At 72.6% G+C, this 13,602-nt stretch carries 12 protein-coding genes and 1 tRNA gene; 4 read left to right on the top strand and 9 right to left on the bottom strand.

The genetic code is table 11. The features are described 5' to 3' along the window. Positions 1–39: 39 nt before the first annotated feature. Positions 40–1,017 (bottom strand): D-2-hydroxyacid dehydrogenase, encoded by a 978-nt coding sequence (locus ACZ4Z4_RS03460; protein ID WP_468321472.1) that lies wholly within the window; start codon positions 1,015–1,017, stop codon positions 40–42. Positions 1,018–1,303: 286 nt separating this feature from the next. Here ACZ4Z4_RS03460 and ACZ4Z4_RS03455 point away from each other — a divergent pair, with 286 nt between their 5' ends. Both ACZ4Z4_RS03455 and ACZ4Z4_RS03450 read left to right on the top strand, forming a co-directional pair. After that, positions 1,304–2,137, top strand: a complete 834-nt coding sequence (locus tag ACZ4Z4_RS03455; protein ID WP_468321470.1) for a maleate cis-trans isomerase family protein — start codon at positions 1,304–1,306, stop codon at positions 2,135–2,137. Next, positions 2,134–2,877 (top strand): maleate cis-trans isomerase family protein, encoded by a 744-nt coding sequence (locus tag ACZ4Z4_RS03450; protein WP_468321469.1) that lies wholly within the window; start codon positions 2,134–2,136, stop codon positions 2,875–2,877. Before ACZ4Z4_RS03455 ends, ACZ4Z4_RS03450 begins: the two co-directional genes overlap by 4 nt. Here ACZ4Z4_RS03450 and ACZ4Z4_RS03445 read toward each other — a convergent pair. Both ACZ4Z4_RS03445 and ACZ4Z4_RS03440 read right to left on the bottom strand, forming a co-directional pair. Next, positions 2,867–3,058 (bottom strand): hypothetical protein, encoded by a 192-nt coding sequence (locus ACZ4Z4_RS03445; RefSeq protein WP_362987714.1) that lies wholly within the window; start codon positions 3,056–3,058, stop codon positions 2,867–2,869. The genes ACZ4Z4_RS03450 and ACZ4Z4_RS03445 overlap by 11 nt on opposite strands. Positions 3,059–3,123: 65 nt before the next feature. Beyond that, positions 3,124–3,372 (bottom strand): hypothetical protein, encoded by a 249-nt coding sequence (locus ACZ4Z4_RS03440; RefSeq protein WP_468321466.1) that lies wholly within the window; start codon positions 3,370–3,372, stop codon positions 3,124–3,126. 95 nt (positions 3,373–3,467) lie between these two features. On the opposite strand from ACZ4Z4_RS03440, the gene ACZ4Z4_RS03435 reads away from it, so the two are divergent. Next, entirely contained in the window at positions 3,468–4,583 is a 1,116-nt protein-coding gene (locus ACZ4Z4_RS03435; RefSeq protein ID WP_468321464.1) for an LLM class flavin-dependent oxidoreductase, read from the top strand. Positions 4,584–4,617: 34 nt separating this feature from the next. Here ACZ4Z4_RS03435 and ACZ4Z4_RS03430 read toward each other — a convergent pair whose 3' ends face one another. The 4 genes from ACZ4Z4_RS03430 to ACZ4Z4_RS03415 form a co-directional block, all read right to left on the bottom strand. Further along, the gene (locus ACZ4Z4_RS03430; RefSeq protein ID WP_468321461.1) at positions 4,618–6,069 is read right to left on the bottom strand and encodes an APC family permease; all 1,452 of its coding nucleotides are present in this window, start codon (positions 6,067–6,069) and stop codon (positions 4,618–4,620) included. Continuing rightward, entirely contained in the window at positions 6,066–7,634 is a 1,569-nt protein-coding gene (locus ACZ4Z4_RS03425; protein ID WP_468321459.1) for a GMC family oxidoreductase, read from the bottom strand. The genes ACZ4Z4_RS03430 and ACZ4Z4_RS03425 overlap by 4 nt, the downstream gene beginning before the upstream one ends. A 38-nt stretch (positions 7,635–7,672) precedes the next feature. Continuing rightward, on the bottom strand, positions 7,673–9,139 hold the full coding sequence (locus tag ACZ4Z4_RS03420; RefSeq protein ID WP_468321457.1) for an aldehyde dehydrogenase family protein: 1,467 nt from the start codon (positions 9,137–9,139) through the stop codon (positions 7,673–7,675). Positions 9,140–9,312: 173 nt separating this feature from the next. Continuing rightward, on the bottom strand, positions 9,313–11,127 hold the full coding sequence (locus ACZ4Z4_RS03415; protein ID WP_468321455.1) for a putative bifunctional diguanylate cyclase/phosphodiesterase: 1,815 nt from the start codon (positions 11,125–11,127) through the stop codon (positions 9,313–9,315). A gap of 328 nt (positions 11,128–11,455) precedes the next feature. Between ACZ4Z4_RS03415 and ACZ4Z4_RS03410 the strand changes: the two genes are divergently transcribed. Further along, positions 11,456–12,736, top strand: a complete 1,281-nt coding sequence (locus ACZ4Z4_RS03410) for a M6 family metalloprotease domain-containing protein (RefSeq protein WP_468321452.1) — start codon at positions 11,456–11,458, stop codon at positions 12,734–12,736. Between the two features lie 77 nt (positions 12,737–12,813). On the opposite strand, the gene ACZ4Z4_RS03405 is transcribed toward ACZ4Z4_RS03410, so the two are convergent. Then, positions 12,814–12,887 (bottom strand) — tRNA-Lys (locus tag ACZ4Z4_RS03405). Continuing rightward, positions 12,878–13,465 (bottom strand): bifunctional DNA primase/polymerase, encoded by a 588-nt coding sequence (locus ACZ4Z4_RS03400; protein ID WP_468321449.1) that lies wholly within the window; start codon positions 13,463–13,465, stop codon positions 12,878–12,880. The genes ACZ4Z4_RS03405 and ACZ4Z4_RS03400 overlap by 10 nt, the downstream gene beginning before the upstream one ends. Positions 13,466–13,602: the final 137 nt, after the last annotated feature.

Here is a 13,602-nt window from a genome sequence, read left to right as displayed (position 1 = left end):
GGGACCGGGGGAGAGGGGCGGGGGAGAGGGGCGGGGTGCTCAGTGGCCTCGGACATACCCACGCTCCTTGTCCACCACGTTCGTCAGCGGCCGGCCCGCCGCCCACGCCTCGTACAGCTCGACGAACTGCGCACCCAGCTCGTCACGCCAGCCCACCGTGTCACCGCTCATGTGCGGCGAGACGAGCAGGCCGGGCGCCGTCCACAGCGGACTGTCCGCGGGCAGCGGCTCCCGCTCGAACACGTCGAGGGCGGCGCCCGCGATCCACCGCTTCGTCAGGGCGGCGACCAGGTCGTCCTCGACGACGAGGGGCCCGCGCCCGATGTTGATGAACCGCGCCGACGGCTGCATGACGCCGAAGCGCCGCGCGTCGAACATGCCGCGCGTCTCGTCCGTGAGCGGCGCCGCGCACACCACCCAGTCGGCCCGCGCCATCAGCCGGTCGAGCTCCTCCGCGCCGTGCACCCCGTCCCGCGCCGTGCGGCCCACCAACGCCGTGATCATGCCGAGCCCCCGCAACGTCCGCACGATGGTCCGCCCGATGGGCCCGGAACCGACCACGCACGCGCGCGTGCCCGCGATCCGCTGGGTCTCGCGGTGGCGCCAGGCCCGCTCCCGCTGGAGCTCCAGCGTGCGCGGCAGGTCCTTCGCCATGGCGAGCACCAGCGCGGCCACGTACTCGGCGATGGGCCGGTCGAAGACACCCCTGGCGTTCGTCACCACCGTGTCGGACGCCGCGAGTTCGGGGCACATCAGATGGTCGACGCCCGCGCTCGCGGTGTGCACCCAGCGGGGCCGCGGCCCCTCGCCCGGCCAGGCACGGCGCACCGCCTCGGAGGTGAAGTCCCACACCAACAGCACGTCGGCGGAGGGCAGTCGGGCGGCCAGCCCGGTCTCGTCGGCGTGCACGATACGGGCCCGCCCGGCCAGCCTGCCGAGGCGCGGCGGCGGCGCCGGGGGTGCCGCGTCGAGGACGAGGAGGGTCGGTTCGGAAACCGCCGGGACACCGTTTCGCAATGAGATTCCGCTTCCCTGTCCGGAGGTACGGCCGAGCCGTGTCCAAACACGACTCAGCCGTCTGAGATGTGCGGATTGACCACGCTCGCACCCGAACCTACCTTCGTCAACAGAGGCACTGCTGTACCGGCAGTGCGGGAACCAGTACTCTCCGTGCAGCCGCTCGCACTCCGCGTGGTACGCCCGCGCGGCTCTCCCCGTCCCGACGTCCCGGCGCGTCGCCGGCATCGCTCGTCCCCGGCCCCCGGCCGGTCCCTGAATACACGCACGAACTTGGGGACTGCTCATGGACGTCTCTTTTCTCGGCGGACCTCACCCTCAGCGCGGTGTGGGCGTCGTCGCCCCCTTCGACTTCGTCCTCGACCGCGAACTGTGGCGCTGGATCCCCGACGAGGTCTCCCTCCATCTGACCCGCACGCCGTACGTGCCGGTCGAGGTCAGCCTCGACCTGGCACGCCTCGTCAGCGAGCACGAGACGCTCGCCGAGGCGGTCCGCGCCCTGACCGCCGCCGAGCCCGAAGTCGTCGCGTACGCCTGTACGTCGGGCAGTTTCGTCGGCGGCACCGCGGGCGAGCGCGCGATGTGCGAGGCGATGACGCGCGAGGGCGCCGTCGCCTCGGTGACCACGTCGGGCGCGCTCCTCGAAGCCATCGAGGAACTGGCCGCGCGGCGCGTCGCGCTCGTCACGCCCTACACCTGGTCGGTCACCCAGGCCCTGGAGGAGTACCTGGCGGCGGCGGGCGTCGCCGTCACCGGCCGCGCCTACCTCGGCCTCACCCGGCACATCTGGAAGGTCCCCTACCGGGACGTGGCCGACATGGCGCGCCGCGCGGTCCTCGGCAGCGACGGCGGCGTCGACCTCCTCTTCATCAGCTGTACGAACCTGCCGACGTACGACGTCATCCCGCAGCTGGAAGCGGAGCTGCGCATGCCGGTGATCTCCGCGAACCAGGTGACGATGTGGTCCGCGCTGCGCCGGCTGGGTACCCGGGCGGTAGGGCCCTACCAGGCGCTGATCGACCCGACGGCGAGACCGGGCGCGAGCAGCCCGCTGAACCCGCCGGCACCGCCGCAGGGCCTGCCCGAAGGACCACCCGCAGAAGGAGGAGGCTGGACGTGACGGCACTCGGATTTCTCTACCCGGGGCACTCGGCCGAGGACGACTATCCCCGCATGGAGCAGATGCTCGGCAGCGACGTCCGGTTGCAGGTCGTCCACACGGACATCGGCGAGGACGCCCACCGGGTCGACGCGCTCCTGGAGATGGGCTCGGCCGCGCGGCTCGCCGCCGGCGTCGAGGAGCTGCGGCTCTCCGGTGCCGAGGCGGTGGTGTGGGCGTGCACCAGCGGCAGCTTCGTCCTCGGCTGGGAGGGCGCGCACGAGCAGGTCCGCAAGCTGGCCGTGGCGGCGGGGCTGCCCGCATCCTCCACGTCGTTCGCCTTCGCCCACGCCGTCCGCGAAGTGGGGGCGGCCCGCGTCGCGGTCGCGGCGACGTATCCGGAGGACGTGACCGGACACTTCGCGGCGTTCCTGAAGGCCGCGGGCGCGGAGGTCGTGGCGGCCAGGGGGAGCGGCATCGTCACGGCGGCGGAGGTCGGCTCGTGGGGCCGCGACGAGGTCTTCGCGCTGGCCCGCGCGGGCGACCACCCGGACGCCGAGGCGCTGCTCCTGCCGGACACGGCGCTGCACACGGCGGCGTACGTCCGCGACCTGGAGGCGGAGGTCGGCAAGCCGGTCCTGACGGCGAACCAGGTCACCGTCTGGGAGGCGCTGCGGCTGGCCGAGCGCAGGGTGAACGCACCGGCGCTCGGCGCCCTGTTCACGAAGGAGCCGCTGGTCCAGGCGCCGGTCACGGGCTGAGGATCAGTCTCACCACCGTTAACGTCTGGACCGACCCGGAGACGTAGTACAGGACTATGGCGCCGTCGACCGTGGCCTCCCTGCGGTCGGGGTCGTCCCGCACCGGTGTGGAGCCGTGCCCGTACGGGTCCCGGCCCACGGTGCGCGCGAGGGTGGCGCGGAAGGCGTCGGCGTCGCCCATCTTGGTGAGGGTGTCGTCGGCGGGCGGCGCGTAGGTGACGCGGTAGCCCTTGCGGTGGCGAGGGCTCACGACGTGCCCCGCCTCTCGGCCTCGTCGGACGCCAGCCGGACGAGCCGGGCCTCGGCGGCGGGGTCGGGCACGGCCTCCAGCATCCAGTGCCGCATCACCGCGTGGATCTCGTCGACCCCGGCGGTGTTGATGGCCCGGTCGAACTCCGCGCGCCGCTCCTCGGGCAGGGCGGCGCGGATGTCCGGGATGGTGTTGGGCACTTCGACCTCGACTCCGTCGACGAGAGTCTTCAGGGGATCAGCCATGTCCAGCACCGTAGCGGGGAATAAAACGGAGTGAGCCTCCTGTTGTCGGGTTCGTACCCACGTGACGTATGTACGCAGTGCAGGAGGCACCCCCAGTGACAGTGGACCCGACCGGCGAAGGCACCCGCGAAGACGGCATCCGGGGCGAGCGGCACGGCTCCGCGCCCGTGCCGCTGTCCGTCCTCGACCTCGTCACCGTCGGCGCCGGCCGCACCGCCACCGACGCGCTGCGCACCAGTGTCGAGATCGCCAAGCTCACCGAGGCCCGCGGCTACCACCGCTACTGGGTCGCCGAGCACCACTCCATGCCGGGCGTCGCCTCCTCCTCCCCGGCGGTGATCCTCGCCCACCTCGCCGCCCACACCGACCGCATCCGGCTCGGCTCGGGCGGCGTCATGCTGCCCAACCACGCCCCCCTCGTCATCGCCGAGCAGTTCGGCACCCTGGAGGCGATGGCCCCGGGCCGCGTCGACCTCGGCCTCGGCCGCGCGCCCGGCACGGACGGCGCGACCGCCGCGGCGCTGCGCCGCACGGACCGGCTCAACGAGGGCGCCGACGACTTCCCCCAGCAGCTCGCCGAGCTCACCCGCTTCCTCGACGACGACTTCCCCGACGGGCACCCCTACCGCCGCATCCACGCCGTCCCGGGCCCCGTCCAGGCGACCTCGCCCGGCGGCGTCCAGTCCCCGCACCGGCCCCCGCTCTGGCTGCTCGGCTCCTCCGGCTTCAGCGCCCGCCTCGCCGGCACCCTCGGCCTGCCGTTCGCCTTCGCGCACCACTTCTCCGCGCAGAACACGATCCCGGCCCTCGACCTCTACCGCGAGACGTTCCGGCCCTCCGCCGTCCTCGACGCCCCGTACGCCCTCATCGGCGTCTCGGCCCTCGCGACCGACGACGAGAAGGAGGCCCGCCGCCAGGTCATGGCCGCCGCGCTGAACATGGTCCGCCTGCGCACCGGCCGCCCCGGCCTCGTGCCCACCCCCGAGGAGGCGGAGGCGTACCCGTTCAACGAGATGGAGCGGGACTTCATCGCCGGCTGGAACGCCAACGTCATCCACGGCACCGCCGACCAGGTCCGCACCGGCCTGGACGACCTCGCCAAGCGCACCGGCGCCGACGAGCTGATGATCACGGGCAACGCGCACAGCGGCGACATCCGCCTGCGCTCCTACGAACTGATCGCGGACGCGTACGGCCTGCCGAAGCCCTGACCGGCACTGCCCCCCCCCCGCGGCCGGGCGTCGCCTAGTCGGGCACCGCGTTGTCCGACGGGGCGTCGCTGCGGCCGTAGTGGTGCGTCGTGAACATGTACACCAGCCCCGCGAGCACCACGATGCCGCCGCTGAGCAGCACGATCCAGTTGTCGTACCAGGCGGCTTCGGGGGTGCGGGGCCAGGCGATGTTGACGATGGCGAAGATCCCGTAGGCGAGCGCCCCGAAGTTGACGGCCATGCCCCAGCGGCCGAGCCGGTACTCGCCGCTCGGCTTCCAGCCCTTGAGGCGGGCCCGCAGCGCCGCCAGGACGACCATCTGGAAGGACGCGTAGATGCCGAGGATCGCGAAGGACACGATCTTGGTCAGGGCGTTCTCCGAGATCAGCGAGCCGACGGCGATCAGCGCGGGCACGACCGCCGCGACCAGCAGCGCGTACGGGGGGACCGCCCGCGCCTCCGAGAACTTCCGCAGCAGCCGGTGCCCGATGATCATCTCGTCGCGGGCGTAGGAGTAGATCAGCCGCCCGGCCGCGGCCTGGAGGCTGATGGTGCAGGACAGGAACGAGATGAGGACGACGGCCATCACCGTCCGCGCGCCCGCCTCGCCGAGCGCGTCGAAGAGCACCCTGACCACCGGGTCGGCGTCCTGGCCGGAGATCACCGCCCGGTAGTCGACGACGGCGAGGAGCAGCGTCAGACAGGTGAACGTCGCCGCCGCCCCGCCGACGTAGATGGTGCGGCGCATCGCCTTGGGGATCACCTTGCCGGGGTGCTTGACCTCCTCGGCGACGTCCCCGCAGGCCTCGAAGCCGTAGTACTGGTAGAAGCCGATGATCGCCGCTCCCAGGAAGACCGGCAGGTAGGAGCCGTCACCGGCCGCGCCGAAGTCGTCGAAGAGGACCCCGAGGCCGTGGAAGCGGTGCGTGGTCAGGAGGATGACGCCGACGACGAGCGCGCCGAGCAGCTCCGCGCTGAAACCGATCAGCGCCGCCCACGAAAGGGCCTTCGTGCCCGCGTAGTTGATGAGCACGGAGATCACGATCAGGGCGATCGTGCACAGCACGGTGGTGTGCACGGTCGGATCGAAGCCGAGCAGGATCGCGATGTAGGGCCCGGCGCCGTACGCGACGCTGGTGATGGTGACGAGCAGCGCCCACATGTAGACCCAGCCGGTCATCCACGCCCAGCGCACGCCCCACAGCCGCCGCGCCCACGGGTAGACGCCGCCCGCGACCGGGTACTGCGCGACGACCTCGCCGAAGACGAGGGCGACGAGGAACTGCCCGCAGCCCGCCATGACGAACGCCCAGATCATGGGTGGTCCGCCATCGGCGAGAGCCGTGCCGAAGAGGGTGTACGTGCTGACCACGGGCGAGAGGTAGGTGAAGCCGAGGGCGAAGTTCGCCCACGGTCCCATGTCCTTGCGGAACTCCGACTTCTCCTCGCCCGGCGCGACGGCGTCCGGGGATCCTGGAGCGGTCACCGGACGGATCCTTCCGCGGCCACCGGCCCCGGGGCGGGCCGCGCCATGATGAGGTCCGCGGCGCGTTCGGCGGCGAGCAGCACGGTGACCATCGGGTTGATGGACGGCATGGTCGGGAAGATCGACGCGTCCACGATCCGCAGCCCGTCGTGTCCGCGCAGCCGCAGCTGCGGATCGACCACCGCCATGGGGTCGTCCTCGGCGCCCATCCGGCAGGTGCCCGCCGGGTGGTAGACGGTGTGCGCGGCCCGGCGCCCGTACTCCGACAGCTCCTCGTCCGAGGTGACGTCAGGACCCGGCGCCACCTCGCGCAGCAGCCAGTCGCTGAGCGGCGCGGTGGCCGCCACCTCGCGGGCGATCCGCAGCCCGTCGACGATCGTGCGCTCGTCGTGCCCCTCCGGGTCCGTGAAGTAGCGGAAGTCCAGGGCGGGTTTGACGGTGGGGTCCGCGCTGCGCAGCCACATGCGGCCGATGGAACGGGCGCGCGGCACGTTCGGCGTCATGCAGACGCCGTGCTCGGGGACGGGGTGGCCGAGACGTTCCGCATTGACGGTGAACGGCACCTGGTAGAAGTGGAACATCAGGTCGGGCCGCGGGCCGCCCCGCGCGTCCCTGCGCAGGAAGAGACCGGCGTCGGAGTCCATCGCCGAATTGGGCGGCAGGGGGCCGCGGGTCTCCCACACCATCACCGACTCGGGGTGGTCGAGCAGGTTCTCCCCGATCCCCGGCAGGTCGGCGCGGACCTCGATGCCCAGGTCGCGCAGCTGGTCGGCGGGGCCGATGCCGGAGAGCATGAGCAGCCGCGGCGTGTCGATCGCCCCGGCGCAGAGCAGCACCTCGGCCTCGGCCTCCAGCGTCGACACCGAGCCGTCGGGGTTGCGCACCTGCACCCGCGTGAAGCGCCCCTCCTCGTCCCGCAACAGCCGGTACGCCCACGTCTCCAGGCGGAGCGTCAGGTTCGGCCGGTCCATGATCGGGTGCAGATACGCGACCGAGGCGGAGGAGCGGGTGTTGGTCTCCGGGTCGTACGCGAGCGAGAAGAAACCGGCGCCGTCGGTGAAGGGCCGGGCGTTGAAGTCGTCGACGACGGGCACCCCGAGCCGGGTGGCCGCCGCCGTGACGAAGTCCTGGGCGATGGCGTTACGGTCGGCGGCGCCGACGGGCACGATGGTGTTCTGCAACCGCGACCGGTACGGCAGGATCGTCTCCGGGCCCCACCCCTCGCAGCCGCTCGCCACCCACTCGTCGAGGTCCTGCGGGAACGGCAGGAAGCTGATCAGGGTGTTGTGCGAGGAGCAGCCGCCGAGCACTCGGGCCCGCGAGTGCAGGATGTGGGAGTTGCCGCGCGGCTGTTCCTCGGTGGTGTAGCCGTAGTCGAACTCGCCGCCGAGCAGGTTGATCCAGTTGCGGAGCTTCAGGATGCGGTCGTCGCCGACGTCGCTGGGCCCGCCCTCCACCACGCACACCCGGGAGGCCGGGTCCTCGCTCAGTCGCGCGGCCAGCACGCAGCCCGCCGTACCGCCGCCGATGACCACGTAGTCGTAGACCGTCGTCTCGTCGCTCATGCCGTCGCCCTCTCTCTCGCCCGCCTCGCGCTGTCCGCTCAGCCCTTGAACCAGCCGGAGGGGCCCGGCCGCAGGTTCTGGTAGATGTGCTTGGCCTCCTGGTACTCGCGCAGGCCGGTGGGCCCGAGCTCCCGGCCGAAACCGGAACGGCCGAAGCCGCCCCACTCCGCCTGCGGTACGTACGGGTGGAAGTCGTTGATCCAGACCGTGCCGTGCCGCAGCCGCGCGGCGACCCGCTGGGCGCGGCTGGCGTCGCTCGTCCAGACGCCGCCCGCCAGGCCGTACCGCGTGTCGTTGGCCAGCTCCACGGCCTCGTCCTCGGAGCGGAACCGCTCCACCGTGACCACCGGGCCGAAGACCTCCTCCTGCACGATCCGCATCGAACGGTCGCAGTCGGCGTAGACCGTCGGCAGCAGGAAGAAGCCGCGCGACAGCTCGGGGTCGTCCGGGCGGCGGCCGCCGCAGACGAGGCGGGCGCCCTCGTCGCGGGCGATCTCCAGATAGCCCTCGACCTTCTCCCGGTGCTCCGCCGAGCTGAGCGGCCCGCTCTCGGTCCGCGGGTCCATGCCGTTGCCGAGCCGGATGGCGCGCGCCCGCTCGGCGAGCCGCTCCACGAACCGGTCGTGCAGGGAGTCCTCGACGAGGAGCCGCGACCCGGCCGAGCAGACCTGCCCCGAGTGCAGGAACGACGCCTCCAGGGCGTGGTCGACGGCGGCCTCGAAGTCGCAGTCCGCGAAGACCACGTTCGGGTTCTTCCCGCCGAGCTCCAGCGCGAGGTTCTTCACGCCCGGCGCGCACGCCTCCATGATCCGGCGCCCGGTGGCGAGACCACCGGTGAAGGAGACCAGGTCCACCTCGGGGTGGGCCGACATGGCGGCGCCGACGGTGGCGCCCGGCCCGAGCACGAGGTTCGCGACCCCGGCCGGAGCACCCGCCTCCGCGATCAGCCGCATCATGTGGATCGTGGAGAGCGGCGTCGTCTCGCTGGGCTTCAGCACGAACGTGTTGCCCGCGGCGAGCGCGGGGGCGACCTTCCAGGAGGCCTGGAGCAGCGGGTAGTTCCACGGCGCGATCAGCGCGCAGACCCCGATGGGGTGGTACGTGACGCGGCTCAGCACGTCCGGGCCGACGTCCACGACCCGGCCGCCGTCCTTGTCGGCGATCTCGGCGAAGTAGCGGAACGCGTTCGACACGTCCTCGACGTCGATCCGCGCCTCGGCGAGCGTCTTGCCGGTGTCGAGCGACTCGACGTGCGCGATCTCCTCCTGGTCCCGCAGCAGGAACCCCGCCACCCGGAGCAGCACGTCGGCGCGGTCCCTGGTGGGCGAGCCCGACCAGTCGCCGCGGTCGAAGGCGCGCCGGGCGGCCCGGACGGCGAGGTCGACGTCCGCCTCGTCGGCGTCGTCGACCTGCTGGATGACGGACGCGTCGAACGGATTGACCACCTCCCGCCGCCCGCCTTGGACGGCCCCGGTCCACTCGCCGTCGACGAACAGTTCCGGCATCGTGGGCTCCCTAGCTCTCGTCCTCGTCAGGTGCCGAGGTCACCCACCGGCACGCACACCGGGCACCAACATCGTCCGATGGGCACGCACCGGCCACGGGGACGCACCGGCCGGGGGAGGGTTGGGCGCAGATGTGACCTGGTTGGGCTAGGGAGAGAGCCGGTACTGCTGGGCTAGGCGGCGCCGCCCAGCAGTACGGAGATACGATCCGCCGGAACCGGCCTGGAGTAGAGCCACCCCTGCCCCGTGTCGCACCCGATCCGCCGCAGCCGCGCCGCCTGCGCCGCGGTCTCCACGCACTCCGCGGTCACGGTGAGCCCCAGCCGGTGCGCGAGCTGCACCATCGCCTCGACGATGACCTCGTCGGCGGGGTTGGTGTGCTGCTCGCCCTCCTCGTACTGGAAGCCGCGCACGAAGGACCCGTCCAGCTTCAGGACGGACACCGGCAGCCGGCTCAGGTACGCGAGGTTCGAGTACCCCGTCCCGAAGTCGTCGATGGCGATCCGCACCCCCATGTCGCTGAGCGCCTGGAGCGCCTGCAACGGCCGGCCCGCCGACCCCATGACGGCGGACTCGGTGAGCTCCAGCTGCAACAGATGGGCGGAGAGGCCGGTCTCGGCGAGGATCTCCGCGACGTCCGCGACGAGATCCGAGTCCCACACCTGCCGCACCGCCACGTTGACGCTGACGAACACCGGTTTGCGCTCGGGGTGGTCCAGCTGCCAGCGCCGGGCCTGCCGGCAGGCGCTGCGCAGCACCCAGCGGCCGAGCTGCACGATCGACCCGTCCTCTTCGGCCAATCCGATGAACCGATTCGGCGTGAGGAGACCGAACTGCGGATGCTGCCACCGCACCAGCGCCTCGACCCCGTGCAGCCCCTCGTCGTCGAGGCCCACCAGCGGCTGGTACTCCAGGACGAACTCGTCGCGCTCGACGGCGGGCCGCAGCGAGCTGGAGAGCGCCTGCCGGGTCATGCGGTGGGCGTTGCGCTCGGGGTCGAAGAGCGTCCAGCGCGCCTTGCCGTCCGTCTTCGCCCAGTACAGCGTGGTGTCGGCGGCCTGCATGAGCCCCGTCGTGGTGGTGCCCGCGGCGCGCCGCTCCACGACGCCGATGGAGGCGGAGACGGAGAGCCGCTGCCCGGAGAGGTCGAAGGGCTCCTGAAGGGCCTGCAACGTCGTCTCGGCGAGCTCCGCCAGCTCGTCCGTGCCGGTCGACTCCTCGACGAGCAGCGCGAACTCGTCGCCGCCGAGCCGCGCGACCAGCGGTGCCGTCGCCCTGCCGTACCCGGCCCGGTCGGCGCAGCGCGTGAGCCGCTCCGCGACGGCGGCGAGCAGCCGGTCCCCGACCCGGTGGCCGAGGGTGTCGTTGACCGCCTTGAACCCGTCGAGGTCGAGGTAGCAGAGCCCGATCCGGCCGGTGCTCGTGTCGTCGTACGTCCCCGCTTCGAGCGCGGAGGCGAGGCGCTCGAAGAAGAGGTTGCGGTTGGGCAGCCGGGTCACCGGGTCGTGCATCTGCACATGGCGCAGCCGGGCCTGGAGCTCGCGGCGCGCGCTGATGTCGGCGGCGGAGAGCAGCACGGCGCCGCCGTCGTCCCGGCCGGCGGCCCCCGGCATGGGCTCCACCGTGACCTGCACCCACAGGGAGTGCCCGTCGGGGTGCTTCAGGCGCCGGGTGCAGCGCAGCCGGGCCTGCCGGCCGCGGAGCACCTCCAGATACGTGTGCCAGGTGCGGGCGTCGGACGTCAGGTCGACCAGGTCGGCGGCGACCCGGCCGGCGAGCGCGCCGGGGGCCTCCCCGAAGAGGCCGGCCAGCGCGTCGTTGGCGCTGATGACGAGGCCCTCGCCGTCGACGACCGCGAGGGGCAGCGGGGCGGCCGCGAAGGCGGCGCGGTAGTCGGACCGCTCCGTTCGGCGACGCTCCGTGACATCGGGGCGGGTCCGGCCGGGTGCTGTGGCCATGGGGGTGGGCCCTTCGGACGTTCCGTTCACCGCTTGCTCCCGCAGTGCAGTTTGTTCTCGAACAGGTCTCGTCGGGCGGCGTGCAGGTGGCGGACGGCGGTGTGGGGGCCGGGCCCGCGCAGGAAAGTGTGCCGATCATAGAGGTTGGCCGGACGGCCGTTCCAGCCGTATCGCCGGGCCGGGTGGGCGCCACCCCGGTCGGCAGATCGTTTCTGCTCGGCCCTGGACGGCTTCCGTTGCGACCCGATCGCTTGTGACGTTCCGTGAGCGGTCGGGGTGTCGCCCCCTTACCGCGTACTCACTCGGAAGGGCCAGAGAAACAGGGCGAAGGCCAATAAAACGTCACAAGGTGGGTGGGGTGTCCCGCATTCCGCACCCGGAGGTCGACGTGCCGCGTCAGCTCGCCCCCAGGGGACTCACCCGTGGAGGGGAGAAATCCCGCCTGCGCAGCACCGCCGCCTTCCTCACCTCGCTCACCGCTCTGGCCGCCACCTCACTGGTCACGGGCCCCGCGACCGCCGAGTCCACCGCGGGACCCTGCGCCCTGCGCCGCACCGCCGCGCACCACTCGGAGGGCCTCGACACCTGGAACACCGCATATCCGCGCCCGTCGAGGACCCTGAACGCGGCGATGGTGTTCCTGTCCTTCCCGGACTCCCCGCCGCTGACCACGCCCGACGAGCTGGCCGCCGACCACTTCCCGGCCACCAGCCGGTTCTTCGAGCGCGCCTCCTACGGCAAGTTCACGCTGGCCCCGCACCCGCAGCGGCAGTGGGTCGAGATGCCGGACGACTCCCTCTCGTACGCCATACGGCGCGACTGGAACCCCAAGCGCCGCGCCGCCTATCTGCGGGACGCGGTGGCCGCCGCCGATCCGCACGTGGACTTCTCGCGGTACGACATCGTGTACTTCGTCGCCGACCCGGACGCGCCCGGCGTCGACTCGGACGCCACGAAGGTGGTGAACTTCGACCGGCCGATGCGGGCCGACGGCACGGACATCCGGCGCATCGTCACCGTCTTCGAGCGGCATCCGCCCGACCGCAACGTCCTGGCCCACGAGACGGGCCACGTCTTCGACCTGCCCGACCTGTACCACCGGCCCACCGACGGCAAGGGCGACTGGGACACCCACGTCGGCGACTGGGACGTCATGGGCAGCCAGTTCGGACTCGCCCCCGACCTCTTCGGCTGGCACAAGTGGAAGCTGGGCTGGCTGGAGCCGCGGCAGGTGCGGTGCCTGGGCGCGGGGACCGAGCGGCTGACGCTTGACCCGCTGTCGGCGGACCGGGCGCCCGGCGCCCTCGGCGGCACCAGGCTCGCGGTCGTCCGCACCGGCCGGGACGCGGTGCTCGCCCTGGAGGCGCGCGGCTCCCTCGGCAACGACCACGCCGCGTGCACGGAGGGCGTGCTCCTCTACGAGGTGCGGAGCGGGAAGGCGTCGGGCAGCGGCCCCGTCGAGGTCGTCGACGCCCACCCCGAGTCCGAGTCCTGCTGGGGCGACTCGGTGTACCCGCAGCTGGCGGACGCGCCGGTACGGGCGGGCGAGAGCTTCTCGGTGCCCGGCCACGACGTGCGCGTGTCGGTGGCGGGGCGGACGGCTTCCGGGGCGTGGACGGTGGAGGTCACGACGGGCTGAGACCCGGGCCGGACAAGCGCTCGTGTGCCGCACACGCGAGAAGCCCCTCGCTTCCGCGAGGGGCTTCTCACCGTCTGTGCGCCGCCAGGGACTCGAACCCCGGACCCGCTGATTAAGAGTCAGCTGCTCTAACCAACTGAGCTAGCGGCGCCTGCTGACGTCGTAGACCTTAGCACCCTGATCGCCGCGAGGAAAAATCGATAAGCGGACGGCGGGGGACGCCGCCGACCTGGCCGCCCGCACACAGGCCCAGAGGAAGACGTCGGGCCCCGGGAGCCACGGGTGGCGGGTGCCGGGAGCCACCAGCCAGCGCGACCCGAGGCGCCCGCCGGACTCGCCGTCCGCCACGAGCGGCGGCACGGTGACCGCGTCGCCCGTGCCATGACAGAGCACGGACGGGACCGCGGGGCCCCACTCCTCCCACTCCATGAGCGCGGGCAGGCGCTGCGCGGTGCCGGGGGAGGCGAAGAGCAGGACCCGGCCGCGGTGCGCGGCGACCGGGCCCGAGCCCGGTCCCTCCTCCCACAGGCGGTCGAGCATCCGGCGCCCGAAGACCGCGGGGACGCTCACCACGTCGAACGCGGACCCGCAGGGCAGCACGGCGGGGGCGGCGGGCCGGCTCCGCCAGAGGGCGAGAGCGCTGCGCGGATACGTCTCGGCCGAGGCGAGCCAGGCGGCTCCCTCCACGGTGACGTCGCAGACGTCGTGGCTGGGCGAGGGGCTGCTCATGCCGTACATCTACCGAAAGTGAACCGCGCCTTTCGGGGAGTTGCCGGAAAAGGGGACGGCGGCGGGCGCGGAGGAGTACCTTGCCCCGCTCAGCATATGCCAGAAAATCACCCGGCGGGGGCCCGGGGGCCAGGGGG

The sequence above is a fragment of the Streptomyces sp. NPDC030245 genome (assembly GCF_055572995.1).
The sequence above is the reverse complement of the archived record's forward strand: the minus strand, read 5'-3'. Positions and strand labels throughout refer to the sequence as shown.

What these genes read in the sequence shown, in the direction of transcription:
- ACZ4Z4_RS03455 (WP_468321470.1), top strand. Translation starts at nt 1,304, where the DNA reads ATGGACGTCTCTTTTCTCGGCGGACCTCACCCTCAGCGCGGTGTGGGC.
- ACZ4Z4_RS03445 (WP_362987714.1), bottom strand. Translation starts at nt 3,058, where the DNA reads ATGGGCGACGCCGACGCCTTCCGCGCCACCCTCGCGCGCACCGTGGGC.
- ACZ4Z4_RS03440 (WP_468321466.1), bottom strand. Translation starts at nt 3,372, where the DNA reads ATGGCTGATCCCCTGAAGACTCTCGTCGACGGAGTCGAGGTCGAAGTG.
- ACZ4Z4_RS03425 (WP_468321459.1), bottom strand. Translation starts at nt 7,634, where the DNA reads ATGAGCGACGAGACGACGGTCTACGACTACGTGGTCATCGGCGGCGGT.
- ACZ4Z4_RS03420 (WP_468321457.1), bottom strand. Translation starts at nt 9,139, where the DNA reads ATGCCGGAACTGTTCGTCGACGGCGAGTGGACCGGGGCCGTCCAAGGC.
- ACZ4Z4_RS03400 (WP_468321449.1), bottom strand. Translation starts at nt 13,465, where the DNA reads ATGAGCAGCCCCTCGCCCAGCCACGACGTCTGCGACGTCACCGTGGAG.